This window comes from Blautia sp. JLR.GB0024, assembly GCF_037000545.1.
Taxonomy (GTDB): domain Bacteria; phylum Bacillota; class Clostridia; order Lachnospirales; family Lachnospiraceae; genus Blautia; species Blautia celeris.
The window spans coordinates 18493-44657 of record NZ_JBANBF010000002.1 but is presented as its reverse complement, the minus strand read 5'-3'; the positions used below and the strand labels follow the sequence as shown (position 1 = coordinate 44657).

Sequence of the window (26165 nt, the reverse complement as noted above, 5' to 3'; positions counted from 1 at the left end):
CTTATCCTTTCACAGCTCCTAATGTCATTCCCTCTATAAATTTATCACTTGCAAAAATAAATGCAATAAGCAGAGGTATAAAACTTATCATGGATGCTGCCATTATAGTTCCTGTCAGTGTACCATTTAAATCCTTCATGGACGCAATGCCCAGGGGAAGGGTTTTCATCATAGTTTCATTTACAGTGATAAGGGGCCATGTCAGACTTCCCCACTGCTGCGTAAAGTTAAAGATTGCCAGAAGACTTAACTGCGGCACTGTTATAGGCAGTACAATCTTGAAAAATGTCCCATAATTGCTGCACCCATCTATCTTAGCTGCCTCTATCAATGAATCCGGTATATCTTTCATAAACTGTGTCATCATATAGACTCCAAAAGCACTTGCCACCCCCGGAAATACCAGAGATTTATAAGTATTCACCCATCCCAGCTTGGAAACGATCAGAAAAAGAGGAATCAATGTGGTAACACTGGGAATGATCTGCGTCGCGACCACCACATTAAACAGTACCTTGGAACCGGGAAACCTTCTTTTTGCAAATGCGTATCCTGCCATGGATGCCACCAGTACCACCAGCACCGTATTGCTGCCTGCAACAAATACACTGTTCAGCATCCAGCGCAGATATGCCCCGCCCTGCATTTTCAAAACTTCTGTATAATTATCCAGTGAGCCTCCGCTGGGCCAGAATTTCGGCGGATAACTGATGATTGCATTGGTATCCAGCATGGAGGATACAATAAGCTGCCAGAAAGGAAATGCAATGATGACCACCAGTAAAAACAGCATAAATGTCTTCAAAAAGGAAAAAACTTTTTTCTTTGCCCTATATCTATTCATTCTTTTTCCCCCTTCTTCTGGTTTTATCCTTTTCTCTCAATAACAGATTCTCCAGACCATAGATCAACAGGATCACAAGAAGAAATACAAGTGAAGCTGCTGCCCCGAATCCCACTCTGTAATATTTAAAACTGTACTGGTAAATCTCATATATCACGGTCTGTGTCGCACCGAGAGGCCCTCCGTTTGTGAGCATATACACAGATTCAAATATCTGGAACTGCCAGATCGTATTCATGGTCACACACAGAATGATCGCATTTCTGATAAGCGGCAGCACCACATAGATTGTCTCCTGCACTACATTAGCCCCGTCTATTCTGGAGGACTCCAGGCAATCTGCGGGAAGGGAACGCATTGCCGACATATACACAAAGATAAAGAAAGTTCCACCCTTCCAGAGTTCCAGTATCATAACTGCCATCTTTGCACTGAATCTCCCGTTCAGCCAGCTTATGGGCTTCATGCCCAGCACCTGGAATAACATATTCAAAGGTCCGTTGTTCGATAAAATATAGGAGATCAGAACACTGGCCACAACCATGGAAATCAGCATGGGAAGAAAATAGATGACCTCGCACACATGTCCAAACCGTGTTTTTTTCTTGATCAAAAGGGCAAAAAAGATCCCCAGGAACTGGCTCACCGGCACTTCGATCAGCATATAGATGAACGTGTTCTTAAAAGCGTTTTGGAAATCCGGTGTCTGCAGCACATCCTTAAAGTTCTTCAGTCCCACCCAGTCAAATTGTGCCTGCAGAAAGTTACCGTCATGCAGGCTGAGATAAAAAACGTATCCTATAGGTATAATTGTAAATGTGATAAAGAAAACTGCAAATGGCAGTAAAAAACTATAGGACACAGCATATTCCTTAATTCTTCTCTTATTCATAAATACACTCTTCTCCTAAACAGCAGAGGGGCCTGTAAAAGCCCCCCTCAGTCCCAAAACTTATTCTCCGCTGATTGCTTTCATAGAATCATACATAGCCTGGATGGAATCCGCCGGTGATTTCTCACCTCTTGCAACATTTTCATACATAATCTTCAGATTCTGAAGCATTGCATTGGCGTAATCAGAAGCAGGGCTGACCTGGAGCTTCTTGATTCCTTCCGCGGCAACAGCCATTATTTCGTCTCCCTCATACATCATGTCATTGGTAGCCAGCTGCGGGGAGAAAAATCCCACTTCTGACAGATATATCTTTTCAACTTCCGGTCTGGTGACATACTCAACGAATTTCCACGCTTCATCGGGATATTTTGTCTGGCTGGAGATGGACAGCATACCAATGTTGGCAAAATTCCATTTGGCATGTTCCTCGTCACTGGCCGGTCCTGCCGGAAGGGCAAATGCTCCCAGATTAATATCTGAAGCCTCTTTAATAATATTTGTATAATGAATCTGCTGTGGGAACATGGCAACCTGTCCGTTATAGAAATATGACCGCTCCTCATCCTTATTCGTATATTTTTCCAGTGGAAGAACTACCTGATCCTCATGATACAACTGGTCAAAGAAAGTCAGTCCCTCCACACCCTGTTCATTATTAAATCCAATATTGGTAAGGTTTTTATTCCACATATCAGCTCCGGCCTGGATAATGTAGGACAGTGGCTGCCAGTAGTCATCCATCTCATACATCATGCCCCATTGGTCAGTCTCGCCGTCACCATCTTTATCCTGGGTAAGCTTTTTCGCTGCTTCTCTCAGTTCTTCCCATGTTTCCGGCACCTTTGTAACTCCTGCTTCCTCAAACATATCCTTGTTGTAGAACATAACCGAATTCAGTGCAACAAACGGTATTCCCATAAGTTTCCCGTCATGAGAACAGTATTCCAAAGCCGACTCCGGATAACCTGATAACTTTTTCTCGTCCGCATAGTCATCAAGTGACAGAAGATATCCATTCTTGGCATACAGCGGGAACTGCTCTGTCTGGAAACTGATGTCCGGACCGCTGCCTGCTGAGAAAGCTGCTGTCTCCTTCTCCACAACAGAATCCCATGCAACATTGAGAAATTCCACTTCAATATCCGGATTTTCCTTGTTGAAATCCTCGATCATACCGGCCCATATGTCATCCTCACGATCCGAATGCGGTGATTTCCAGAATGTAAGCTTTACCTTTTCCCCTGAATCCTTATCCGATGTGTCCGCACCTTTTTCCTCTTTACTCTCTGAGGCCTTACTCTCTTCTGAACTGCCGCCGCAGCCTGCCAGCAGGCCGATTGCCATACTTGCGCATAAAAGCATTGCTATTTTTCTTCTCATTTTCTTTTCCTCCTGATACTTACTATAGCTTTTTATGCCTTACCACTTGCTATGGTTACAGTATAGAAAAAATCCCCGCCACTCTGAACCCAGTATTTTTACCCTATTCCGCACATATTTTACTTTTTTTATAATCATTAACCGACATCCCCATATATTTCCGAAAGCAACGGCCAAAGTAGTCAGGATTCGGAATACCGACTTTCTCTGCAATCTCATACACCTTCCAGTTTCCTGATTTCAGATAATCACATGCGTGTTCAATCCTCACTTTATTGAGATATTCCACGAATGGGATGCCTGTCTTCTTTCTGAATGTACGGCTTAAATAACTGGGGTTCAGGTAAAATCTCTCGGCCGTTGTGGAAAGGGAAAGGCTGCTCTGGGCGTAATTCTCCTCCAGATAATCCCTTATCTGTTCCATAACCTCCTTTGCCCCTTCCTCCACTGTTTCAATCTGCCTGCCCACTCTTGCAAGGGCTTCCTTTACCTCCTGCCGCTTTAAGGGCTTTAAGATAAAATCCACAGCCCCGGCCCGGAGTGCTTTCTGCGCGTACTTAAAATCGTCATAGGCAGTAACAATGATCACCTTAACCTGCGGATATTTCTTCATGATCTCTTCCGCCAGCGAAATGCCGTCCATAATGGGCATTTTAATATCCGTAACCACCAGATCCGGTATTTCCTCCTGTATACGGAACAGTGCCTCCCTGCCGTTCTGGGCTTCCCCTATGATCTTCATATGAAACTCTTCCCAGTTCACAATAATTCTGAGAAGGTTTCTGGTCCCCACTTCATCCTCCACAAGCAATACTTTCATCATGACCTTCATCTCCTTCATAACAGACAGGCACCCTCAGTACAATAGTTGTCCCTTTTCCTTTTGTGCTCTGAATTGTATAATCTATATCTGACTCATAGAATATTCTCATTCTCTCTATGGTTCCCCGAAGCCCGAAACTCTTCTCATTGCTGCTTATATTCTCTCTGTTCAGCTCTTTGATCTTATCCTCATCCATTCCCACACCGTCGTCCTCTATGGTGAACTTCAGATATCCATCCTCCGCTGTCCCCTCCACATACACCACACCTGGTGTTTCTTTTGGACGGATTCCATGATTTACTGAATTCTCCACAAGAGGCTGCAGCACCATTTTTAAGATAAAAGTCCCCTGTATCTCCGGGTCCACATTGAGAACATAGTGCAGGGAATCACCATACCGTAATTTCTGCAGTTCCAGATAATCCTTCACCATCTCTGCCTCTTCCCTGACCGAGATCATTTCCCTTCCCTTGCTCAGCAGTATCCTGTAATAGCTGCCGAAAGCTTCCAGAGCATCATATACCTCCTCATTCTTTCCGCTCAGTGCAAGATATCCCATCGCGTCAATTGTATTATATAGAAAATGCGGCTTCATCTGTTCCTGCAGCGCGTTCAGTTCTGCCCTTCTCTTTATCTTTTCCTCTTCATATACTCTCTCGATCAAGGCATCTATCTCATCCACCATCTTGTTATATGTAGTCTCCAGAATCTCCATTTCCCCGAATGTGTTATACCTGTTTCCCCACATCCTGATCTTCTCAAACTTTCTTCCGCTCATGCGGTTCATGGAACCTGCCATCTGTTCCAGCGGGTCAGCCACATACCGTTTCATGATAAAATATCCGATCCCGCAGAACAGGGCCAAAAATATCATTGCCATGGCAAAAATGATCCCGCCGATCCCTGACTGCTTCAATCCGTTTTCAATCCTTACACCTGCCAGTACCTTCCAGTTATTGCCTTCGATATCCTGCTGCGCAAGAAGAAGACTGTCATTGTTTTTCTTACTTTTCAATGCTTCCTTTACACTGGGCAGGGACATATCCGACTGGGAAGTGACGATCTTACCTGTATCATCCAGAACATATATTACCGGTATACTCTTGCTGTCCAATCCCCCGTAACTGTCTGCAAATGCATTCGGGTCCATATTTATCATCAATATTCCAACAGGATGGTAATCCGTGGGGTTGTTGATCACCCGGATGAGAGATACCGTAGTCTCAGCGCTGCTCTGAGTCAGAACACGGTCAGCATTTAGCTTCAAACAGTAAGAACCTGCCAGTTCCCTGACCTCCTCATACCAGTTCGTCTCCCTGATATCTTCCATGCGGAGAGTTCTGACATGATTCTTATCTATACTGCATCCATGACTTTCCATATCCCACATATAAATACCGTTAATATGGGTCTCCGTATCCACAAGCGATGTAAACTGATGCAGACTCTCCTTCTGCATCTTCCCATCCTTCAGCTCCAATGCCTCTGTGATATCACTGCTGGACAAAATGATCCTGGAATAGTAAGCCGTATTGTCTATCAGCGTTGATATATTTTTACTGACCGTATTCAGCGTCTGAGCTGAGAGTGCCTGTGCTGACTCTGTGGCATTTTTGTCACTGACCCGATAAAAGATCAATAAAATAATACTCCAGGATACCAGAAGCAGTGACATATACAGAAATGCCAGTTTTACAGAAATCCTCGCCTTTCCAAGGATCTTTCCCTTTTCTCTTCCCATGAAAATCCTCCAATCCCCTCTGTTCTCTTTCACAGCCCAAAATGACAGGTACCATCAAGATACCTGTCATTCACCAACAGCTACTTATCCTTTGCCAGTTCATATCTGATTTCCTTCATATCACTTTCATACTTTCTGAAGGAACCCTTTCCGTTCATCTTAGCATTGAAAAGCGCAACATCAGCCTTTCTGTAAAGCACATCGAACTCCATGCCCTGTTCAGGTATCATGACATAGCCGGCGGATACGGAGAAGACGATCTCATGCTCCCCGTCACTGCGGACAGTGACCATACTCTCCATCACTTTTTCAAGCTTCGCGTGCACATCCGCGTCCCTGATCCGCTTGCAGAATATAAGAAATTCGTCTCCACCGATTCTGCAGAGTATGTCATCGCTTCTGAAAAACCCTTTCAGCTTCCCGGCATTTTTGCAGATCATCTCATCACCATATGCATGGCCGAATACGTCATTAGCCAGTTTAAAGTTATCCAGGTCAAACATGATGATCGCAGCGGTTTCCTCCCTGCCCTCCATATCCGCCAGATAACTCTTGATTCGGGGTATTGCTGTCTGACGGTTAAACAATCCGGTCAGGGCATCCGCCTCAGCAATTTTAGTGAGACGCAGTTCCTGGTTTTTCTGCTCTGTAACATCCAGATAATATCCCACTGCTTTTACGGGAATGCCGTTCTTATCACAGATTGCCTCCCCTGCCGCCTTGATCCACACACCCTTTCCATCTGCTTTTATCAGTGGAAATGTACATTCCGCGCCGGCCCCAAAATTATTTTTGTATAATTTCTTTAATATGTCTATGAAGGATTCCCTGTACGCTTCAGGCATCCGTTCTTTTTCCAGAAAACAAAGCGGAAAATTCCCTATCAGCCGGGAGGTATCCTTCTTTTTCCCTGACTTCAGATGCTGGATATCAGACAGCGTGAGCATATTTCTTCTGAAATCCCACTCCCATCCGTTGATATCCGCCAAACGGAGGATACTCTCAATTTCCTTTCTCATCAGCCACAGCTCATGTTCCTTTTTCTTAATGGAGGTCACATCCCTGTAAATGCAGAGATAGACGCTGCCCTCCTCATCCCCGCTGATAAACCTGCCGTCCATACTGAGCCATATCTTCAGGTTATCCGGCATTTTGATCTCAATGGTATCCTGGTAGTTCCTTCCTGACTTGATGGCATCCTCCAGTTCTCTCCTGACAGACTGCAGCTCCTGTCCTGTTTTCCATGGTTTTTCATACTCTTCCTTTGTATATCCCAGTTCCCGGAAAAGTCCGTCTCCCAGTATCTCATACCTGAATATCCCATCCTTATAATGTACAAGTACAACATTATCTGAGAAATTCTCCATGAACATCCGCATCTTATTTTTCAGTTCCATGGTCTCCGTCACATCCACAACAACTCCCTGGAAAAATGACGTTCCGTGAAAATTCATATATTTACTCTGGTCAATGACCCATATATACCCATGCTTTCCCAAGATCCTGTATTCCAGATTATGTGATACGGTATTACGCCTCAGTAACTCAGCGCCTTCCTCAGCCAGGCGCCGGTCATCCGGATGTACCATCCGCATAAATTTGTTCTGAAACAGCTCCTGTATCTCAGCCCTTGTATAGCCCAGCATTTCCAGGAATTTGTCACTGATATAGAGGAAATCATACTCCGGTGTGTCCGCGCATCTGTGATATCCGCCGGGCATGTCATAATTCAGAAACTTGAGCTCCTGGTTCTGGCTCAGCAGCATGGCGTTGCGCTCCGCAAGCTGCTGCTGTACCATCATGGTCTCAGAGATATCCGTACACGCACTGACAATAGCCATTCTTCCATCTTCCGCCCTGATTATTTTCCCTTTATCCAGGGTCCAGAACCAGGAACCATCCTTTTTCGGCATACGGTATGTTGTAGTGTACTCCGCCCCCGGATAATACGCGCCAATATCATGGCCCACCCGCTCCCTGTCATCCGGATGAATGGTATTGATCACCTGTCCTTTAATGGCCGCGTTAAGTTCCTCATAACTTTCATATCCCATCAGACGGATCATCTCATAATTGGCAAAATAAAGAGGAAATCCCTCCTCGCAGTATCCCCCGATCATGCCGCCCGGGGACATCTGGGCAAATATAGTGGCGGCTGTCTTTCTGTTCTCCTCTGTCAGCTTCATAAAGGATGCATCGTTTTCCGATACATTGAGAACAGCGGCAAGTGCTCTCTGGGAAGATTCCAGCATGGCCTCCCTCTCCTTCTGCATGGTGACATCACTGACAGATCCGTAATAAAATCTGTGCCCATCCTGTTCCTTCAGGAAAAACACATGGATATGCATCCAGATTGTCTTACCGTTCCCCTTCAGACGCCTGACTTCGCCCTCCGCTCCTGTTATTGACTTTTCATAAGCTTTCTGGAAAATGCTCAGCATTTCCCGCCTGTCATCCTCATAGACGTATTGGATGATCCTTACTTTATTTTCCTCAAGCTCTACAGGATCTGTCTCCATGATCCTGTAATATTGTTCATTGACGCGTATAAGCTCTACATCGTTCCGGTAAACATCATAAAATGCTATTCCGCCCAGGATATTGTTCATCATGGTCTCACTGAACACATTATCTCTGAACATATCCTTTATACGGAACCTCTCAATCTCCCTGGCCTTGATTCCCCTGAAATCCACTTTGTTTTCATCTGCAAGAAGCTTTTCAAAGGCTTCTACCGGCATTGGTTTGTAAAAATAATACCCCTGTGCATAGATACATCCCATATCCAGGAGAAAATCCACCTGTTCCTTTGTTTCAACCCCTTCTGCGATCACGCGGATTCCCATCAGCCGTGCCATACTCGTTATGGCTTCCAGTATACCCATTCCCCTGTCTGCGCTCTCCTCATTCATATCCAGGAACTTCATGTCTATTTTAAGAATGTCCACATTGACATCCTTTAACATATTGAGGGAGGAGTATCCGCTTCCGAAGTCATCCATGAGAACCGTAAACCCTGACTTCCGCAGGTTCTCCACAGCCGCTCTGATGATATTATAATTTTCCGCGTAAGCACTCTCCGTAATCTCTATCTCTATCAGCGATGGGTCCAGCCTGTACTTCTTTATCAGCCCGCAGAAACACTCTGCCACATCAACCGTATAAATATCTACTCTGGACACATTGACAGATATGGGAACCACCCGGTATCCCCTGTCCAGCCACCCTCTCACGCTGCTGCATACCATATCCCAGACATACATATCCAGTTTTGCGATAAATCCGCTGTTCTCCAGCACCGGAATAAATTCATCCGGGGGAACCAGGCCCCGCTCGGGATGAATCCACCTGACAAGTGATTCCAGGCCTATGATCCTCCCTGTCATCATATTACATTTTGGCTGCCCATAAAATACAAACTCGCCGTTTGTCAGCGCTCTCTGCACTTCTGATAAAAGTAAGTGGTTTTCCTCAATTTTCTGCATCATTGCCGCATCATACCAGGAAACACGTTTTGCATAATTTCCCTTTACGGATGCCAGCGCAATGGATGCCCGGTCATACATGGTGCTTACAGGCAGGCTTTTATCTGTTATCTCATACATACCGAATACAGGAAGGAATCCGGCATTTCCTCCGTACTGCTTTACGTAGTTCAAGATCTCATCCTGTATACTTTTAATCGTTTCCCTGTCATCAGGCAGTATGATAACAAAATCATCATCTCCCATATAACCGGCGATTCCCTTGTTGCTTTCCTGGGTCCTTTTAAAAAATCCTCCTGCTATTTTAAGAAATCTGTCACCGGCCTCCTGTCCATACCATTCATTGAAAATCTTAAAGTGTTCTATATCAACAGCCATCAGACAGTATCTCTGATCCCCGCCTGCCTTCAGAAATTCATCGGCTTTTGAGAAAAAGATATTCTTCCTGTAAAGCCCGGTCAGACTGTCATAAGCGTTGTCCTGCAGTTGATTTTTGTGCTCCTGTTTCATCTGCTTTGTCTTCTGGGTATTGATATCCTGGATAAAGCACATAAGGATCTGATCTCCGTCCCCGCTATGCCTAAGCGGCACAACAAGCTGAAGAATCCAGCAGAAATCACCATTCTGCATCTTTTTTCTGCACTGGCTTCTCACGGCATTTTCCGCTGTATCCTTTGCCATCCTTGTCAGAATATCATCCAGGTTCCAGAACCTGAAATACTCTTCCCTGTCATCCGGATGGATCAGACGCTCTCCTGTATCCTGAAGCATCTGTGTAAGACTGCCGGATGAGGGGACAGGGGGATATTTTTCCTGCATTTGATACAGTTTTTTGTATGTATTTTGTGTAATATTCAGCTCGTACAATTCATCATATGCGGTGAGGTTGGTAAGATTAAAGAACAGGCTTTTATTGCCCTCATGTATCTCCTTTGCCAGAACCATGCTGCAGATACCGGAGCCGGGCCAGTCAATGGCTCCGGAATTAACCTCCACCCATTTCTTAACCTTTTTATTATAGAAAATGGCATTATCCCCGTCCTTCCGGGCAAGAGGACACTCCCCGCAGGGCTTATCCTCATTACACAGAATCTAATAACAGATCTGACCGCACTCCAATTCGGGAAAAGTCTCCTTCAGCGCATCATTGCAGCTGACGATCCTGTAATCACTGTCTATAATATATATTTTGCTTTTATTATTAACCGATAGCTTTTCCATAGCCCCTCCAACACACATACAATACCATCAATATATCCATTATAGTGCTGAATTCACATAAACGTCAATGTTTTTGCCTCTTCTTTATGCAATTCAACCAAAATAAATCTAACAGACAAAAAAAGATACCGGAATACAGCGTCCGATACCTTTTTCTTAAATCTTTATTCCCTTTTCTGCCCTGTATCTCAACAAAACACGACATATGCAAAAATATGATCAGAAGTGAATACTCCCCTGAAGCCAGATAACGCCTTTAAAGCGCCGTCCCACCTCAGGCTCTCCCATCAGATCATTTGTGTTGATACACACATCAATTTCCAGGTCATTGCATGAGATTCTGAGTTCGTAGACTTCCTCGTTTGTCATGACATTTCTGACTCTGGAGCAGTCAAGTATTTCTCCCATGACATTATACAGGTCACATTCCATTCCGTACGGCATAAAATATGTATCTACAATAGAGTACACATCTTCATTGGGTATTCTGCCGGAGATCATGGAATAGATATCAATATCCTCCATGGTCAGATTCTCCATGGCATCCTCATCGCCATTACGTGCAGCCGCGATCATACGGTTGCGATTGATGGTATTTTCCTTCTCTTCTTTTTCCTGTTTCTCATCCTTTGTGACAGGAAGAAGAATCTTTCCCTCCTTAGCCAGGGCCGCAAGGGTTATGGCATAGGAGCCTCTGGAATAATTTCCATGGCTTCTCTCTGTTAGATATTCCCCTGCATTCTGCAGATAAAATATAATGGTCACTCCAATTCTCACGTCATCACAGGCGCCTGCGTAAGATTCCTTTCCTGCATGCTTTTCGATTACCACGTCCTCCTGGGTAGTAATCCCGGTACCGCGGAAATACGGAAAATAATATTCCATCTGGAACTCATTATTCTCATCATATTCTCCGCATACCGTTATTCCAAAATCACAGCCAAAGGTTTTAGAGATTTCCGCGAACATATGATTTTTTCTGTCTTCAATCACTGTCTTCTCATCATAATGTAAGATTACATCTTTAAGAATCCGGTCCACCTCTTTTTTTCCGTTTATACCGGAAAAACCAATGGATTTCAAATAACTGTGCAAATACGTACCTCCGTCTGGTTAAGGTTTACATAACTTTGTTTACATAATATTTACTTTATTTCTGTCATACCGCCCATATAAGGTCTTAAAGCCTCCGGAATCCTTACAGAGCCATCTGCCTGCAGGTTATTTTCCAGAAATGCGATCAGCATTCTCGGCGGGGCAACAACTGTATTGTTCAAGGTATGCGCCAGATACTTGCCATCTTTCCCATTTATACGGATTTTTAATCTTCTGGCCTGTGCATCACCCAGGTTTGAACAGCTTCCCACCTCAAAATATTTTTTCTGTCTCGGTGACCACGCTTCCACATCCACGGATTTCACCTTCAAATCCGCCAGGTCTCCGGAGCAGCATTCCAGTGTACGCACCGGAATATCCAGGGAGCGGAATAAATCTACGGTGTTCTGCCACAATTTATCAAACCACTCTTTACTTTCCTCCGGTTTGCAGACAACGATCATTTCCTGCTTCTCAAACTGATGGATACGGTATACACCGCGCTCTTCCAGCCCGTGTGCTCCCTTTTCTTTCCTAAAGCACGGGGAATAGCTTGTAAGAGTTTTGGGCAGCTCCTCCTCGGGGATGATCGTGTCAATGAATTTACCGATCATGGAATGCTCGCTGGTTCCGATGAGATACAGGTCTTCACCCTCGATCTTGTACATCATGGCATCCATCTCAGCAAAGCTCATAACGCCTGTCACCACATCGCTGCGGATCATGAAAGGAGGTACACAGTAGGTAAATCCTCTGTTTATCATAAAATCCCTTGCGTAGGAAATAACAGCAGAGTGAAGTCTTGCAATATCACCCATAAGATAATAGAATCCGTTTCCGGCTACCTTTCTGGCGCTGTCCAGATCAAGTCCATTGAAGCTTTCCATAATTTCTGCGTGATAGGGAATCTCAAACTCAGGAACCACCGGTTCGCCATACTTCTGGACCTCTACATTCTCCGTGTCGTCCTTTCCGATGGGCACTGACGGATCAATGATGTTTGGTATCGTCATCATGATCGTTCTGATCTTTTCCTCTACTTCTCTTTCCTCTGCAGACAGGCGTTCTACCGTCTCAGCATTGGCTGTAACTTTTTTCTTTACCTCCTCTGCCTCCTCTTTCCTGCCTTCCTTCATAAGCCCGCCTATCATCTTGGAGATTTTGTTTCTTTCAGCTCTTAATGCCTCAACTTCCTTCTTGATGTCACGGTTTCTCTTGTCCAGCTCGATCACTTCATCTACAAGCGGCAATTTGCTGTCCTGAAATTTATTTTTAATATTCTGCTTTACAATTTCCGGGTTTTCTCTTAAAAATTTAATGTCTAACATCTCTGTTCTCCTTTTGTTTTCACAAGTTTGTTTACATAAGATTATTTACATAATTTGTGGCAACAATTCAATCTGCCAAATTATCAGACCGCGGTCAGTCATCTAACTCTGTCTCCTGTAAAATACCGAAATTCACAGCCTGTTTCAGAGCTTCCACTTCTTCTTCACTCAATACTACATAGGATTCCCCATTTACGATCTCTTTAATATAGAGAAAGCAATTTTCTCTGCTGTGTATAGCATTGAGCAGAAAGCCGGTATTATTTTTGTCAAGCATGGCCAGCACAAAACTCAGTTTTCCTCCCATGTCTTCAAAGGCGTCATATTTTACAATACCGTATTTGTTCAGGGATTTGTCCATGACTTTCCATATTTTCTCAATTTCTTCTCCATTGTCATCTGTGGAGCGCACCAGTTTTTCAATCAAATCGAATTTTCTTTTAAAAAGCCGTTCAAGAGATTGTCCATCTTTTCCCTTCATGAACAGCGTATACTTCCTGTTTAGCCGGTTCAGTCCCAATGAAAGGTTAAATACGCAGATCAGCAGTATGACCACTACGACCAGCAGTAAAACCATCAATATTCCGGAGTGAGACTGAAGACTTTCTAATAAACTACTCATCTGTTGTTCACAACTCCCTTATTTTATCTAATCGTTTCCAGTAGTTCTATAATACGTTCCAGCTCATCCTTGGAGTAATATTCAATTTCTATTTTCCCCTTATCATTGTTCTTTCGGTGTATTGCCACCTTAGAGCCAATAATCTGTTTGATTTTTTCCTCCAACTGCTGATAGACCAGATTCTGTGCTTCATCCACCGGCTTTTCCTGTTTCTCAGGTGCGGGATTCAGGATCTCTTTTACCAGTTTTTCTGTTTCCCTTACACTTAATTTTTCATCGAATACCTTTGTTGCTGCCATAACCTGAATTTCAGGGTCTTCTATTGCCAGAAGTGCCCTGGCATGACCTGTTGTGATCATCTCATCAATAAGCATCTGCTGTACACGGTCATCCAGCTTTAAAAGACGCATGGAATTAGTTACGGCAGTACGACTTTTAGATACTCTCTCAGCAATGGCATCCTGTTTCAAATGAAATTCTTCCATAAGCCGTTTATATGCCACGGCCTCCTCAATAGGGTTCAGATCCTCTCTCTGAATATTCTCAATAAGTGAAATCTCTACTGCTTCCTGATCAGAAAATTCTTTTATGATAACCGGAATTTCTTTGATACCTGCCAGTTTGGAGGCTCTCCACCTCCGCTCACCTGCGATGATTTCGTAATAATCACCCTTTTTCTGAACCAGAAGCGGCTGCAGTATGCCAAACTGTTTAATGGACTCTGCAAGTTCCAGCAGTGCATCCTCCCCAAACTGTTTTCTGGGCTGTTCCCTGTTTGGTTCTATCATTGACATTTTAATCATCTGTACGGATTTTTCATTTTTTATGTCAACTTCTTTTGTATTCTCAGCAGGTGTTGGGCCAGGGATTTTCTTTTTTACCTTAGTACTGGTATCCGGAATCATGGAATCCAGTCCTTTTCCAAGACCACCTTTTCTTACTGCCATTCTTCATCCCCCTTATGTAATACTTCCTCTGCCAGGAGTTTGTAACTCTCTGCTCCCACAGATTTTTTATCATATAGTGTAATGGGCAGACCATAACTGGGCGCCTCTGCAAGACGGACATTTCTCGGTATAATAGTTTTGTAGATGGATTGATTCAGATTGCTCTTTACGTTCTCTACAACCTGCAGGGAAAGGTTTGTCCTGGCGTCATACATGGTAAACACTACACCTTCAATAACAAGTGAAGGATTTAAACGTTCCTGTACTAATTCTATGGTATGAATGAGCTGTGTCAGTCCTTCCAATGCGTAGTATTCACATTGAATGGGTACAAGAACGGAATCTGCTGTTGTCATTGCATTGATTGTCAAAATATTTAGTGATGGAGGGCAATCCATAATGATGAAATCATATTTGTCTTTTATGGTGTCAATATGATTCTTTAATAAAAATTCTCTGTCTTCTACTCCTACCAGTTCGATCTCGGCTCCGGCCAGGTTGACGTTAGACGGGATAATGGATAGGTTTTCAAATACGTTTTCAATCAGGCAGTCAGATAAATCGCAGTCTCCGAGAAGCAGTTCATACAGTGTGGCGTCTAAGTTTTCTTTTTCTACGCCTACGCCGCTTGTGGTGTTTCCCTGGGGGTCGATATCTATAATGAGGACTTTTTGGCTCATTTCTGCCAGGCAGGCGGAAAGATTAATGGCTGTGGTTGATTTGCCTACGCCGCCTTTTTGGTTTGCTATAGCTATAATTCTTCCCAATTATACTCTCCTCTTTTCATCTGTGTGGAAAAGTTTTTTGATGTGTTTTTTGGATTATGATATACGTGTTTATTATAGCATTAATTGTGGAGTATTTCCATAAGAATGTTTCACGTGAAACATTTTTTTATTGGTATTTTATTGGTTATATTGTATATGGGGAAATAGAGTAGAGGGCGGACGGATGGGAAGCAGGGGGAGGGCAGGTGTATGGGGAAAACGAAGCGTTTCGCTTGTCCGGAAGCTAACCTGCTCCCAGTCACTAAATTCGTCGGCAACGGCCTCCTCATTAAGTGTCTGGGGCAGGTGGATCTCCCGAACGCTCCACTAGACATCGTTTTCCCCATACACCTGCCCTCCCCCTGCTTCCCATCCTGGTTTTCTCTGTATCGATATTATACTTGTAATGTTTCACGTGAAACATTTATAGAAGCATTTGTGGCTTGTTTAGTGTGGCTTTGTTAAACTATGTATAATGAAGGTTTTGTACTATATTAAATCCATAAAATCAGCAACTGATTTTATGGATTTATTAATTTATTGTTTCTATTGCTTTTGTTTCTTTTAAAAATCAGATATATTATTTAACTTTAAATAATTAATCTAAAACAATATACAAGGTTTTATGTCGCATAGTCTCTATATGACAGTCTGTGCAATAATCGCGTTCATAAAATAGAATGTGTTAGGAAATTGTGTTATAAAATTGCTTTTGATAAGTTATCTACTATGGTTTGTAGGAGATTTTTGTCAGATAAGATTTGTGGAGTGGGCTGTATTAAACAAATTGGGGGAAGATATGCTGCAAAGTAGATCATGCAGATTGTGATAATAAAGTTAAAATACCTTTTGTATGCTTTAATAATAACAATGTTTATTATATGCTGCAATACGTGCACTATATGTGAATATAAGATATATCTTTATGTCGTATGACTATCTATTTGATTATGAACTGTAAATTATTTTAACTTGTATAATTCACTTTAATGTCTTATAATATTAGTATATTCTTTTTCAGGAGGTGGACGGTTTTATGAAGAAATCCAGGCATAAAATAATTACGGCAAGTATACTTTTTTCCATTGCAACGGGTATTATTTATGTGATTAATCGGCTTATATTTGGGACTGCTGTGTTGAAGGAAATGTTGAAGTCCACAGCTAACAATTATTATAATTGGCGATTTGGGAAGATATATTATAAGAAGATTGGGACTGGGACGCCGGTTTTGTTGGTGCATGATTTGACGGTTTATAGCTCAGCTTATGAGTGGAATAAGATTGTAGATAAACTGGCTGAAAACCATACGGTTTATACCATTGATCTGCTGGGGTGCGGACGGTCTGATAAGCAGAGAATCACATATACAAACTACTTATATGTGCAGATTATTTCAGATTTTATTAAAAATGTGATTCATGAGAGAACGGATGTTATCACCAGCGGTTATTCAGGCTCCTTTGCTTTGATGGCCTGCCATAATGAAACGGATTTGTTTGGTAAGATTGTCATGATCAATCCGCCAGCGCTTAATGCTTTGAATAAGATACCTGATAAAAAGAGTAAACTGTATAAGTTCCTTTTGGAAATACCTGTTTTTGGAACTTTGGTTTATAATATGATTACATGTCAGAGTAATATTCAACTGCTGTTTACGGAGCAGTATTTGTATAATCCTTTTAACATGACTGCCGAATGGCTGGATACTTATTATGAAGCGGCCCATAAGGGGATGAGCAGTTCAAGGTATCTGCTTTCCAGCATAATAGGACGGTATACAAACAATAATATTAATCATGCTTTAAAGGCAATTGATCAGAGTATTTTTATTATTGAAGGTGAGGCAGAGAGGGACAGCAAAGATATTATATCTCAGTATACAGAATGTAATCCTGCTGTTGAGGCAATTAGTTTGAAAGGAGCCAAACACTTACCGCAAATGGAGACACCCGATAAATTAATGGAACAGTTAAATATATTTCTTGATTAAATGTTTCACGTGAAACATTTACAAAAAGAGTTCTGCAGCATTTCCGGCTGCAGGACTCTTTTTAGGTTATTTACTCATATGTGATAAACTCAATTGTAAAGTATACTTTTGTTTTTATGATTCCTTATTCTGTTTTTCTAAAAAGGCATTAAAAGCCTCTGTCAGTTCTTTTACTTTCATTTTGTTTACCAATGATGCATTTCCTTTGCTGTCTTTTACCAGATAAAAGCTGGAATCATACGCATAATACTCAGTAGTCACATCCACACCATTTTCCTTGTAGAAATGTACTGTCATTTCAGGTGGATTTTCCATATCAGGAACCGTGTCTAACCGTTCCTGGCATTCCATACCGCTTATAAGACTATAAAACTCAGAGAAATCAGACAGTTCTATTTCTTTGCCATTCATATAATAGGTAGTAACCGTTGTTGTTTCCTCTTCTTCTGTATCTGTATCATCTGTATTTTCTTTATCACTGTCACTCTCTACCTGTTTTTCCTCAGTTTTCTTAGTAAATTCATAGGTATTTCCATCTTTTTCAATAGTGACTTTATCCAGATCGGCAAAAATATAATCGGATACATAAGTACTGAGGAATTGATTTACTTCTGCATTCAGGAGATTGTCAACAGTAGAACTGCTTAAAGTATAAACCCCTGACTGACTCTGAAGCTTAGCATAATAACTGTTATCTTCTGTTTTATTACCTATTAATAAAACTTCCTGTTTATCGACAGTCACTTTTTCCTCTGTATCTTCTGTGGTATCACTCTCAGCTTCAGCATCCTTACTTTTATTGTCTGTAGTATTGCTGCCATCCGCAGTATCTGCACTGTCATCTTTCGTTTTATCAGTAGATTTTGTTTCAGTAACCTGATAATTTATCGTAATTATTGTCGGGTTATCAAGTCCATACTGACTCAAATCTTCTGTATTTTGACTTATAAAACTGCTCCAGGATAAACTTGTTATGGGGTTAGTAAATTCAGATACCTGTGAACTGCCCGCATCTTTCTTTGTACCATCCCATCCCGTTACAGTCCAGCCTGTACTGGAACTGCTGTCTTTAAAAACTGAAAATGTCTGTCCATTTCTTTCCATTATGACGCCTGTTATGTCTGTAATACTTGGAAATGTTTCTTTTTCTGCCAGATCATTGATATCAAACTGCAGCGAAGTGACAATTGTGGAGGAAACCATATAAACTTTTTCATTATCTTTGTTCAGCGTCATATAGCTACTGCTTGTAACTGAATTTGTATCTCCAAATTGCAGCGTCTGTTCCTTTCCATCTTTATCTTTTAAACTTACAGTAACAGTTGGATTATCCAAACCATATTCCGAAATATTATCCGGTTTTTCTAACACTCTGTCAGCAGCTATTTTTTCAAATTTACTGATAATTTCTTCAAATGCTGATTGATCCAGCGGAAAGTTTTCTTCTCCGTTGTATTTCCATATGTCATTACTTTTTGTAAATTTATATTCATTTTCACCTGATTTGAATACCGCTTCACTGATATCTTCTACAGTTGTCTCGAATGCCGTTTCTGATGTTTTCTCAGTATCCTGACTGTCCTCTTTGCTGCTGTTATGAAGAAGAAGATAAAATACCAGCAGCAAAGCTAATATGATAATGCCTGCAATAAGTGCTGTATTTTTTTTCTTCATTTACTGTTTTCTCCTCTTCATCCAGATTCCACCACCTAAAATCACCAAAAATGCCGGTACTACAGCCATAACAAATATACTCCAGAAGCTGGCGTCTGCTGCTGGTATTGTCAAGGTCGACGTATCCAGACTTTTACTGGATATTGATATTGTACTGCCATCTTCGTTTGAGCACATCCAGTTGACAGATGCGGAAATCAATTCAAAGTTTGCACCGGATACCATTGTATTCATATTGTCATTAAACAGTGTCTCAGATGAATAATATACAATCTGCGTCTGTTTATCATCCTCCAGATCTTCACTGATTGCCACACCTACATGGAATGGACCGTCAATGTCTCCACTTTCTTTCTCCATTGTCTGCATATTTTCCACATTTACTTTGGAATAAGAACTGTCGGATGTGCTTAGTATATTCTGAATTGTCAAAGTATCCCTATAATTATCTGTTGTCTCAATTCCCTGAGCCAAAGGCATAAGGATATAACGGCTTTGGGAAGAGAGATTTGAGGTAATATCATTGCTTTCTATATTAGGAAGCAGGTATGATGGGTTCTGAGAAATATAATGGTTTGTATCTGCTTCAAGAATAATGCCGTCAACGGTTTTCACGCCGTAATTTTCCAAAACAGAGGCAAAATTAGGCATGTCTTCCCCTGTATAATTGGATACAATCAGTGCTTTTCCTCCGTCTTCCAGGTAAGTAATAATCTTCTTTGCCTCATCCTCCGAAATATCCTTTGATGGTGCAAAAATAAACAGGCAGTCCGCATCTTCCGGAACAGCGTCCATTGTAAGAAGATTTAGAGATTGGATATCAATATTTGCCTTCTGTATCATATCTTTCAGTGAATCGCTCATAGAAGACTCATCGTGACCTTCCAGTGTATACATTACAGGCATATTATCTGATGTCACATAGTTGATCGCACTAGTAAGCTGTCCCTCTCCGTCAAACCCGGTCACTTCGCTTGCATATGTCTGGTAATTCACAGAGGTCTCATACATGGAGTTATAATCAACCACTTTACTTTTATCACCGGAAACTACAATAACACTATTGTTGTTTACTCCTTCTGTTGTATACTGTGAGGTAAACTTTGGATTAACAGCAGGATCTTTCTGCTCTACCTTTACATGGTCACTGCTTTCCTCATACCGTTCCAGCAGTTTTTCTATATCACTGCTTTCAGAACCTTTCTGTGCTATAAAATATAAGGTAACATCTTTATCCAGATTCCTAAGCAGTTTTTTTGTCTGATCTCCGATACTGTACATCTTTTGTGTACTTAAGTCTATTTCTCTGTATTTTGACGGTAGCTCCTGGATAAGCAGATTTACTACTACCAGAATTGCCACGAATACCGCGACTACTCCCATACTATATGTTCCATGCTTCAGATTTTTCCTGTTTTTTCGTCTGTTTTCTTTATTATTACTAATAATATCTTTAATATTAATTTTTTTCTTATTAATATTACTTTTTATTTCTTTCATATCTGCATTTTCTCCTTTCTTCGACCTCCAAAATCAGCTCCAACGCCGTTTTTGTATGGATTGAATTGTCAGAAATACAAAAATGCATATTACGGAAAGCATATATACGATTCCTGTCACATCCAGTATACCGCCAACAAAGTTATCAAAATGATTTGCGATCGCCAGTAAATCCAATACTTTTTGTATGGCGCCTTCAAAAAGAGAAGACTTTACAAAATACAGAACCACAGTAACTCCCACCAATATAACTCCCACAACGCCTGTAAGGATCGCATCTCTTGTCATCTGATAAACAATGAACGCAATTATAATCCCAATCACCACAAAAGCCAGCATAGAGCTCACTGCTGTCTGGGAGAAGAAGGACTCAATTCCGTTCATCACATAACTGCAGAAAAGAACGCCGAATGTAAGGACAGCTGCAATAACCTGACTCTCTGTGACAGAGGATAAAAATAATCCCACTGCTATGTTGGCGCATCCCAGGAAGAAAAAGCCGATCACAGCCGTATAGGCCATAGGATAAGATACCGTACCGTATTTCCCCATAATAAGGGGATAGCAGGCAGCAATGATAACAGGGATCACATAGATCGTGACCATCCCCAGATATTTTCCCAGCACAATTTTCCAAACTGCCACCGGTGAAGTAAAGAGTAACTGGTCTGTCTTATTTTTCTTCTCCTCTGCCAGTATCCTCATTGTCAGTACCGGTGTTATGATCAAAAATATAAATGTAACCGAACTCAAAGTTGCTCCGAAATCCGGTGTTGCATAGTTCAGGTTATATGCAGTAAAATAAATACCTAATATTAGTAATATAAATGCCATAAACACATAACCTACCATGGATGTAAGGTAACTCTTCACTTCTTTCTTATATATCGCCAGCATCTTCTTTTTCCTCCCCGCTATCTGTCAGCTTTAAGAACACTTCTTCTAATGTCATATTCGTTGACTGCATCTTTAAGATAGGATATTTCGCTTCCGCCAGGGCAAAGAATATATTCTCCCTTACGTCCTGGTCCCCGGCTATCTTGACCGTAAAATCACAGGCGTCTTTTACCATGGACTCATGATAGATAAGTTCTTCTATATTGTCCACCATATCAAGCGCTTTTCTGATCTCCTCTTCCGGTCCTTTTACTGTAAGTTCAAGGGAATTTGCACCTGTCATAACCTTACTCAGATTTTCAGGTGAATCGCTGGCAACCAGTCTGCCACGATCAATAATGAGCACATGATCACATACAGCACTAACCTCTGATAGGATATGTGAACTGAGGATAACTGTATGTTTTTCACCTAAACTCTTGATCAAATCCCTAATCTCAATGATCTGTTTTGGGTCAAGCCCCACTGTGGGTTCATCCAGAATGATAATTTCGGGATATCCCAAAAGTGCCTGTGCCAGGCCAACTCTCTGCTTGTACCCTTTGGACAGGTTTTTGATCAGCCTGTATTTCATTTCTTCCAGTTTAGTAGTTGACATAACTTCGGATATGTTCTTTTCTATTTCTGCCTTTGGAATGGATTTCAGCTCTGCCACAAATTTCAAATATTCCATCACTGTCATATCCTGATACAAAGGCGGCAGCTCGGGCAGATAGCCGATACATTTTTTAGCCTTCTCAGGCTCCTCCAGGATATTATGTCCGTCAATCAGAATATCTCCCTCTGTGGACGCAATATATCCTGTGATCATGTTCATAGTAGTGGACTTTCCGGCGCCATTTGGTCCCAGAAACCCGTAAATTTTACCTTTTTCCACAGTAAAGTTCAGATGGTCCACTGCCACATGATTTCCGTACTTTTTTACAAGATTCCTTACTTCAATCAAAATGTTCCCTCCTTTAATCTTGTGCTTCCATAATCTGACCTTTCTAATTTTATTTTTTAATTGTGATAAAAATTAGGTAAGACTGTGATTTTTCTGTGAAATATTACCAGACCTTTTTCATCCAGAACTCTAAATTTCAAACATTCGCACAATTTCTCAATCATTCGACAGATCTGTCACACATCTGCCTGCATTGACTTTTCAAAAAAATTATCGTATGCTCAAGAAAACAAACACTTACTGCAGAAGAGGAACCAAGATGGATTTTTACAAAAGAGTAGAATATGTATGCAGGCAGATTCCCTGCGGCAGGGCTGCCACCTACGGCCAAATTGCCCTGTTATGCGGCATGCCCACCCATTCCCGCCAGGTTGGCTACGCCCTGAACAAAAGATTGAATTCCCCAGAAATCCCTGCGCACCGCGTTGTAAACCACAGAGGATATCTTTCAGGTTCCGCCTCCTTTACATTTCCCCACACTCAGGAATCCCTCCTGAAAAAAGAAGGCGTCCCCGTAACACCGGAGCACACCATTGATCTGAAAAAATACGGCTGGCACCACACCCTGGACGACGCCGTGCGCTTCCGTGCCTACTTCACCGCCCACAACATCTGAATTCTGAAAAAATGAAAGGAAAAATTATGACAATAAAAGAAAAAGCAGATAAACTCCTCCACGAAACCAGGCTCTGCCAAGAACTGAAAAAATACGGTGAACCTCACCCCATCGGCAGCTACCGTATGGATATGATGGTTTACAACGATTTGGACATCGACATCCGAAACGATTCTATGACCCTTGAAAAACTTCATTCACTTACACTCTATATCCTGACAACCTTCCGCCCCACCTGGTACGAAGCCCGCGAGGAAATCAACGATGAGGGCAAAACGGTCTGGTTCCACGGCTTTCACGCCCTATTCATGGATGAACTCTGGAACTTTGATCTTTGGTTTTTTGACCGGGAAACCATTACCAAAGCCGAAGCTTACTGCGACAACATAACCATGCTCTGCCGCCAGACTCCATCCCTGAAAACAGCCATCACAACAATAAAAAAAGACCTTCTCTCCCAAGGTCTCTATCGCTATGACAAATACACCAGCATGGATGTCTACCAGTCCGTCCTCACGGAAGGCATTACCAACACCCAGGCTTTCCTGAAAAAACACCCCTTACCAACTCTCTGACCACTAATACCGGCCTCCTGCTGCCGCATTCCGCTCCGCGCTCTATCCTCCCGCTGCCACATCCCCCTCAGCGGATTTAAGGAGGCTCGGCAGGAGGACAGGGCACGAAACAAACCCTATTCCCCGCCAGCCGCTTTTAAACATCCAGAAGCTGTCTCTTCAAATACCGTCCCACAACATTAGCAAAATTCCCAATATCCCGGATATAAGCAAAATCTCTCCCGAATATCTTCTTCTCTGCCTGCAGGTCCTCCTCCTCCCCGGCAAACACTCCAAGCACTGCAATCCTCTTATTCCTGAGCTTCCGCACTTCTGTAGCCGTATCTTTCACCGCAAATTCCGTACAATAAGCCTCCTTCTTACTCCCCCTCAGGCTTCCTGCGATCACATCATTTGGCCTTCCGTCGCTGAGTACGATCAGAATCTTATTCTCTTCCTTCCGTTTCTCCAGGCTTTCCGCCGCCGCTCTCACAGCCAGCCCGTCACGGTTATTGGCAGAACCGTAGAACTCAAAGATTCTCTCATTTGCGGCCCTGTCATCCTCATAATCCCGGAATCTCTGCATAATAGTAAAATCTCCAAAAGTACAGAATCCCATAACTCTCTGCGGAATCCTCACAATGCTCAGGGCCTCACTGATAATATATCCCTGAAGCGCTACAAGGGCCTGTCTGCCCTGTTGGGAGCCGCTTGCATCAATCAATATCTCCACAGCGAAATCCGTGTTATCCCGTATAATTTCGCGCTCAAACAGCCTTCTGTTGTCTGTCCTCCCCAGATTCCACAACTTTCTTGCACAGATACTCCCATACTCACTGGACACCACTTCCCTCTCATTTCTGGTAAGAAGTGCCCGCTTCAGTGTATTTGCCAGCATCTGCACATTCTGTCTGGTCACCATCTGGTTCAGATTCAGCACCCTGAGATTATCATCTCTGACCTTTTTTACATACTCAGCCTTGGCGCTCTCCTCCAGATCCCCGTGCAGCAGCCCGTCTGTAAAATGCAGACGACAGCCCTCATGGCTGCCCCTGCAGACCTGGCTGTTCTGATGCTTCTGTTCCTGGACAGACAGATAGCTCCTTCCATAATTAAGCTCCACATACTCATCCAGGCGGGCGGAAGATTCCTCGTCCAGCACGATTACATTTGCCTTGTGCCGGTTCAGCAGCTCTTCCTCCTCCATCAGTTCATCGGTAAAAAGATTTACCTTATGCTCATCCTCACTCTCCTCGGATTCCTCCTCCAGATTCTCTTTATCCGTATACTCTTTGCTGTTCTCCTCAGAATCCCTGAGTTCCTCGCTGAGGCCCTTGAACTTCTTCGTAAATCCCTTGGCATATGCCCCCTCATATACAGCACCGAGACAATTTACAATCTGTGAAGTATCCTCTGCGTCTTCCAGCGTACAGATAAGCTCTATCAGTCTCTGGTTTCTCTCATCCGCCTCCGTTTTATCCAGCATATACCGCAGATAGCATGCTTCTATATTACCCCAATCCGTATGCGTAAGCCTCATGCTGTCCTTTTCCAGCGTATCCCGCATGGCTTTGCGCCGTATGGACGCCACGCCGCGCCGCTCCTTTTCCAGCTTTTTATACACAGCGCAGTCAATACACAATCTTCCCAGTGCAAGGAGCACAGATGGTTCCCATCCGGCATAGACCTTTTTGGTTATGTAAGACTCATACTCTTCAACGCTGAAATACCTGGCAAATCCTCCATGCCGGACAGCATCATAAAAGGCAATGTATTTTGACTTCTGCCAGGCCTCCGGATCCACCTCAATGTCCAGTTCATAATCCTGGCTGACCGTCCACATGAGATTCCTGATCCTGTTCTGGATATCCAGACGGTTTGCCTCTGCTTCCCATCTATCTTCGTTTTCCATACAATACATCTCCCCATATGCGTCTGTTTAAAATACGTCGCTGCTGGTCCACTCCTCAGGAATCCGGGTCATGACGATATCAGCGATCAGCTCTCTCTCAAACGCGTCGAAACATTTATCCGTGATTCCCATATCAATGGCATCAACCGGGTTTAAACCGCCTTTTATCAGCTTCAATGCCCCAATCAGTCCACGCATATCCACCGCTTTGGTTGAAATTTCTCCGTTTTTTGCCTTGAGCTGCAGATCCAGGAAAAGTCCTGAGAACTGTTCAAGTGCCCCGTCCTTCACATCAGGAAACGCGCTCTTTAAGATTCCCATGAGCCTGTCCTCCGTCATGGACGGCATATTGATCACCATGAACCTGGAGACCAGGGCCTCATTTAACTCCTTAGTCCCCGCATACCCATAATTCATGGTAGCAATAAACCGCGTAGCCGGGTCCAGATCTATCTTGTCATATCCCGGTACATCAATGACCCGCCTGTAGTCAAGCGTTGCATGAAGGACGGACACTGCATCATTCTTTGCCATATTGATCTCATCCAGGATTCCGAATCCCCCGTATCTGGCGCACTGGTAAATAGGCCCTTTCCGAAGCTTTACCTCATTGCCCACAAAGGTATCTGTGCCGATCAAAGTGCTGCTGTCCGTATTCACATGGAAAGATACATTGTAAAGCGGCCTTCCGAAAATCCATGCCAGATTCTCGGCAAGTACATTCTTTCCCGTGGCCTTGTCTCCGCAGAGAAGGATATTCTCCCCCTCCAGAATGGCTGTCACTGCTTTCTCTAAAATTTCCCCCCCGAAAAACGGCATGGAAGGTGCAGTGATCCTGTCCTTTACCTTGTCAGCAACAGGATTTTCTTTCTTAAACAGTTCTACTCTCTTTTTCAGGCTTTCTTTCAATTCCATTCTGCTCACC

The 26165-nt window shown here is 42.8% G+C and carries 21 protein-coding genes; 3 read left to right on the top strand and 18 right to left on the bottom strand.

The genetic code is table 11. The features are described 5' to 3' along the window. Window position 1 precedes the first annotated feature (1 nt). From V8Q34_RS04525 to V8Q34_RS04470, 12 genes are all read right to left on the bottom strand, one after another. Window positions 2-844, bottom strand: a complete 843-nt coding sequence (locus V8Q34_RS04525; RefSeq protein WP_033143197.1) for a carbohydrate ABC transporter permease — start codon at window positions 842-844, stop codon at window positions 2-4. After that, window positions 837-1736 carry a carbohydrate ABC transporter permease gene (locus tag V8Q34_RS04520; RefSeq protein ID WP_335834928.1) on the bottom strand — a complete coding sequence of 300 codons (900 nt, stop codon included), beginning with the start codon at window positions 1734-1736 and terminating at the stop codon, window positions 837-839. The genes V8Q34_RS04525 and V8Q34_RS04520 overlap by 8 nt, the downstream gene beginning before the upstream one ends. A gap of 60 nt (window positions 1737-1796) precedes the next feature. Next, the gene (locus V8Q34_RS04515; RefSeq protein ID WP_054352631.1) at window positions 1797-3119 is read right to left on the bottom strand and encodes an ABC transporter substrate-binding protein; all 1323 of its coding nucleotides are present in this window, start codon (window positions 3117-3119) and stop codon (window positions 1797-1799) included. Window positions 3120-3222: 103 nt separating this feature from the next. Further along, the gene (locus tag V8Q34_RS04510; protein ID WP_227211568.1) at window positions 3223-3942 is read right to left on the bottom strand and encodes a response regulator transcription factor; all 720 of its coding nucleotides are present in this window, start codon (window positions 3940-3942) and stop codon (window positions 3223-3225) included. Next, the gene (locus tag V8Q34_RS04505) at window positions 3914-5683 is read right to left on the bottom strand and encodes a sensor histidine kinase (RefSeq protein ID WP_186971197.1); all 1770 of its coding nucleotides are present in this window, start codon (window positions 5681-5683) and stop codon (window positions 3914-3916) included. The genes V8Q34_RS04510 and V8Q34_RS04505 overlap by 29 nt, the downstream gene beginning before the upstream one ends. Before the next feature lie 80 nt (window positions 5684-5763). After that, the gene (locus V8Q34_RS04500; protein WP_335834927.1) at window positions 5764-10164 is read right to left on the bottom strand and encodes an EAL domain-containing protein; all 4401 of its coding nucleotides are present in this window, start codon (window positions 10162-10164) and stop codon (window positions 5764-5766) included. A gap of 96 nt (window positions 10165-10260) precedes the next feature. Continuing rightward, entirely contained in the window at window positions 10261-10389 is a 129-nt protein-coding gene (locus V8Q34_RS04495) for a hypothetical protein (protein ID WP_335834926.1), read from the bottom strand. A gap of 219 nt (window positions 10390-10608) precedes the next feature. Next, window positions 10609-11484 carry a DUF3881 family protein gene (locus V8Q34_RS04490; protein WP_033143192.1) on the bottom strand — a complete coding sequence of 292 codons (876 nt, stop codon included), beginning with the start codon at window positions 11482-11484 and terminating at the stop codon, window positions 10609-10611. Between the two features lie 50 nt (window positions 11485-11534). After that, a complete protein-coding gene (gene serS, locus V8Q34_RS04485; RefSeq protein ID WP_033143191.1) occupies window positions 11535-12812 on the bottom strand; it encodes a serine--tRNA ligase in 1278 nt (425 codons plus the stop codon). A gap of 94 nt (window positions 12813-12906) precedes the next feature. Beyond that, entirely contained in the window at window positions 12907-13434 is a 528-nt protein-coding gene (locus V8Q34_RS04480; RefSeq protein ID WP_335834925.1) for a DUF4446 family protein, read from the bottom strand. Between the two features lie 23 nt (window positions 13435-13457). Beyond that, entirely contained in the window at window positions 13458-14381 is a 924-nt protein-coding gene (locus V8Q34_RS04475) for a ParB/RepB/Spo0J family partition protein (RefSeq protein ID WP_335834924.1), read from the bottom strand. Continuing rightward, window positions 14372-15148 (bottom strand): ParA family protein, encoded by a 777-nt coding sequence (locus V8Q34_RS04470; protein WP_033143188.1) that lies wholly within the window; start codon window positions 15146-15148, stop codon window positions 14372-14374. Before V8Q34_RS04470 ends, V8Q34_RS04475 begins: the two co-directional genes overlap by 10 nt. Before the next feature lie 1036 nt (window positions 15149-16184). Here V8Q34_RS04470 and V8Q34_RS04465 point away from each other — a divergent pair. Then, the gene (locus V8Q34_RS04465) at window positions 16185-17141 is read left to right on the top strand and encodes an alpha/beta fold hydrolase (protein ID WP_054352636.1); all 957 of its coding nucleotides are present in this window, start codon (window positions 16185-16187) and stop codon (window positions 17139-17141) included. Window positions 17142-17255: 114 nt separating this feature from the next. On the opposite strand, the gene V8Q34_RS04460 is transcribed toward V8Q34_RS04465, so the two are convergent. Genes V8Q34_RS04460 through V8Q34_RS04445 form a run of 4 tightly spaced genes read right to left on the bottom strand, consistent with a single transcriptional unit; the run spans window position 17256 to window position 22158 of the window. Beyond that, window positions 17256-18815 (bottom strand): DUF4340 domain-containing protein, encoded by a 1560-nt coding sequence (locus V8Q34_RS04460; RefSeq protein WP_335834923.1) that lies wholly within the window; start codon window positions 18813-18815, stop codon window positions 17256-17258. After that, window positions 18816-20315, bottom strand: a complete 1500-nt coding sequence (locus V8Q34_RS04455) for a GldG family protein (protein WP_335834921.1) — start codon at window positions 20313-20315, stop codon at window positions 18816-18818. A 33-nt stretch (window positions 20316-20348) separates the two neighbouring features. Beyond that, a complete protein-coding gene (locus tag V8Q34_RS04450; RefSeq protein WP_033143185.1) occupies window positions 20349-21212 on the bottom strand; it encodes an ABC transporter permease subunit in 864 nt (287 codons plus the stop codon). Beyond that, entirely contained in the window at window positions 21196-22158 is a 963-nt protein-coding gene (locus V8Q34_RS04445; RefSeq protein WP_033143184.1) for an ABC transporter ATP-binding protein, read from the bottom strand. The genes V8Q34_RS04450 and V8Q34_RS04445 overlap by 17 nt, the downstream gene beginning before the upstream one ends. Before the next feature lie 259 nt (window positions 22159-22417). Between V8Q34_RS04445 and V8Q34_RS04440 the strand changes: the two genes are divergently transcribed. Together V8Q34_RS04440 and V8Q34_RS04435 are read left to right on the top strand one after the other, a co-directional pair. Further along, window positions 22418-22774 (top strand): MGMT family protein, encoded by a 357-nt coding sequence (locus tag V8Q34_RS04440; protein WP_186971200.1) that lies wholly within the window; start codon window positions 22418-22420, stop codon window positions 22772-22774. Window positions 22775-22800: 26 nt separating this feature from the next. After that, window positions 22801-23349, top strand: a complete 549-nt coding sequence (locus V8Q34_RS04435) for a hypothetical protein (protein ID WP_335834919.1) — start codon at window positions 22801-22803, stop codon at window positions 23347-23349. Between the two features lie 136 nt (window positions 23350-23485). Here the strand turns inward: V8Q34_RS04435 and V8Q34_RS04430 are convergent, their stop codons facing one another. After that, entirely contained in the window at window positions 23486-25240 is a 1755-nt protein-coding gene (locus V8Q34_RS04430) for a cobaltochelatase CobT-related protein (protein ID WP_227211563.1), read from the bottom strand. A gap of 27 nt (window positions 25241-25267) precedes the next feature. After that, the gene (locus V8Q34_RS04425; RefSeq protein WP_227211562.1) at window positions 25268-26155 is read right to left on the bottom strand and encodes an AAA family ATPase; all 888 of its coding nucleotides are present in this window, start codon (window positions 26153-26155) and stop codon (window positions 25268-25270) included. Window positions 26156-26165 lie beyond the last annotated feature (10 nt).

Coding starts and splice junctions, on each gene's coding strand:
- V8Q34_RS04525 (WP_033143197.1), bottom strand. CDS start 844: ATGAATAGATATAGGGCAAAGAAAAAAGTTTTTTCCTTTTTGAAGACA.
- V8Q34_RS04520 (WP_335834928.1), bottom strand. CDS start 1,736: ATGAATAAGAGAAGAATTAAGGAATATGCTGTGTCCTATAGTTTTTTA.
- V8Q34_RS04515 (WP_054352631.1), bottom strand. CDS start 3,119: ATGAGAAGAAAAATAGCAATGCTTTTATGCGCAAGTATGGCAATCGGC.
- V8Q34_RS04510 (WP_227211568.1), bottom strand. CDS start 3,942: ATGATGAAAGTATTGCTTGTGGAGGATGAAGTGGGGACCAGAAACCTT.
- V8Q34_RS04505 (WP_186971197.1), bottom strand. CDS start 5,683: ATGGGAAGAGAAAAGGGAAAGATCCTTGGAAAGGCGAGGATTTCTGTA.
- V8Q34_RS04495 (WP_335834926.1), bottom strand. CDS start 10,389: ATGGAAAAGCTATCGGTTAATAATAAAAGCAAAATATATATTATAGAC.
- serS (WP_033143191.1), bottom strand. CDS start 12,812: ATGTTAGACATTAAATTTTTAAGAGAAAACCCGGAAATTGTAAAGCAG.
- V8Q34_RS04480 (WP_335834925.1), bottom strand. CDS start 13,434: ATGAGTAGTTTATTAGAAAGTCTTCAGTCTCACTCCGGAATATTGATG.
- V8Q34_RS04475 (WP_335834924.1), bottom strand. CDS start 14,381: ATGGCAGTAAGAAAAGGTGGTCTTGGAAAAGGACTGGATTCCATGATT.
- V8Q34_RS04465 (WP_054352636.1), top strand. CDS start 16,185: ATGAAGAAATCCAGGCATAAAATAATTACGGCAAGTATACTTTTTTCC.
- V8Q34_RS04460 (WP_335834923.1), bottom strand. CDS start 18,815: ATGAAGAAAAAAAATACAGCACTTATTGCAGGCATTATCATATTAGCT.
- V8Q34_RS04455 (WP_335834921.1), bottom strand. CDS start 20,315: ATGAAAGAAATAAAAAGTAATATTAATAAGAAAAAAATTAATATTAAA.
- V8Q34_RS04450 (WP_033143185.1), bottom strand. CDS start 21,212: ATGCTGGCGATATATAAGAAAGAAGTGAAGAGTTACCTTACATCCATG.
- V8Q34_RS04440 (WP_186971200.1), top strand. CDS start 22,418: ATGGATTTTTACAAAAGAGTAGAATATGTATGCAGGCAGATTCCCTGC.
- V8Q34_RS04435 (WP_335834919.1), top strand. CDS start 22,801: ATGACAATAAAAGAAAAAGCAGATAAACTCCTCCACGAAACCAGGCTC.
- V8Q34_RS04430 (WP_227211563.1), bottom strand. CDS start 25,240: ATGGAAAACGAAGATAGATGGGAAGCAGAGGCAAACCGTCTGGATATC.
- V8Q34_RS04425 (WP_227211562.1), bottom strand. CDS start 26,155: ATGGAATTGAAAGAAAGCCTGAAAAAGAGAGTAGAACTGTTTAAGAAA.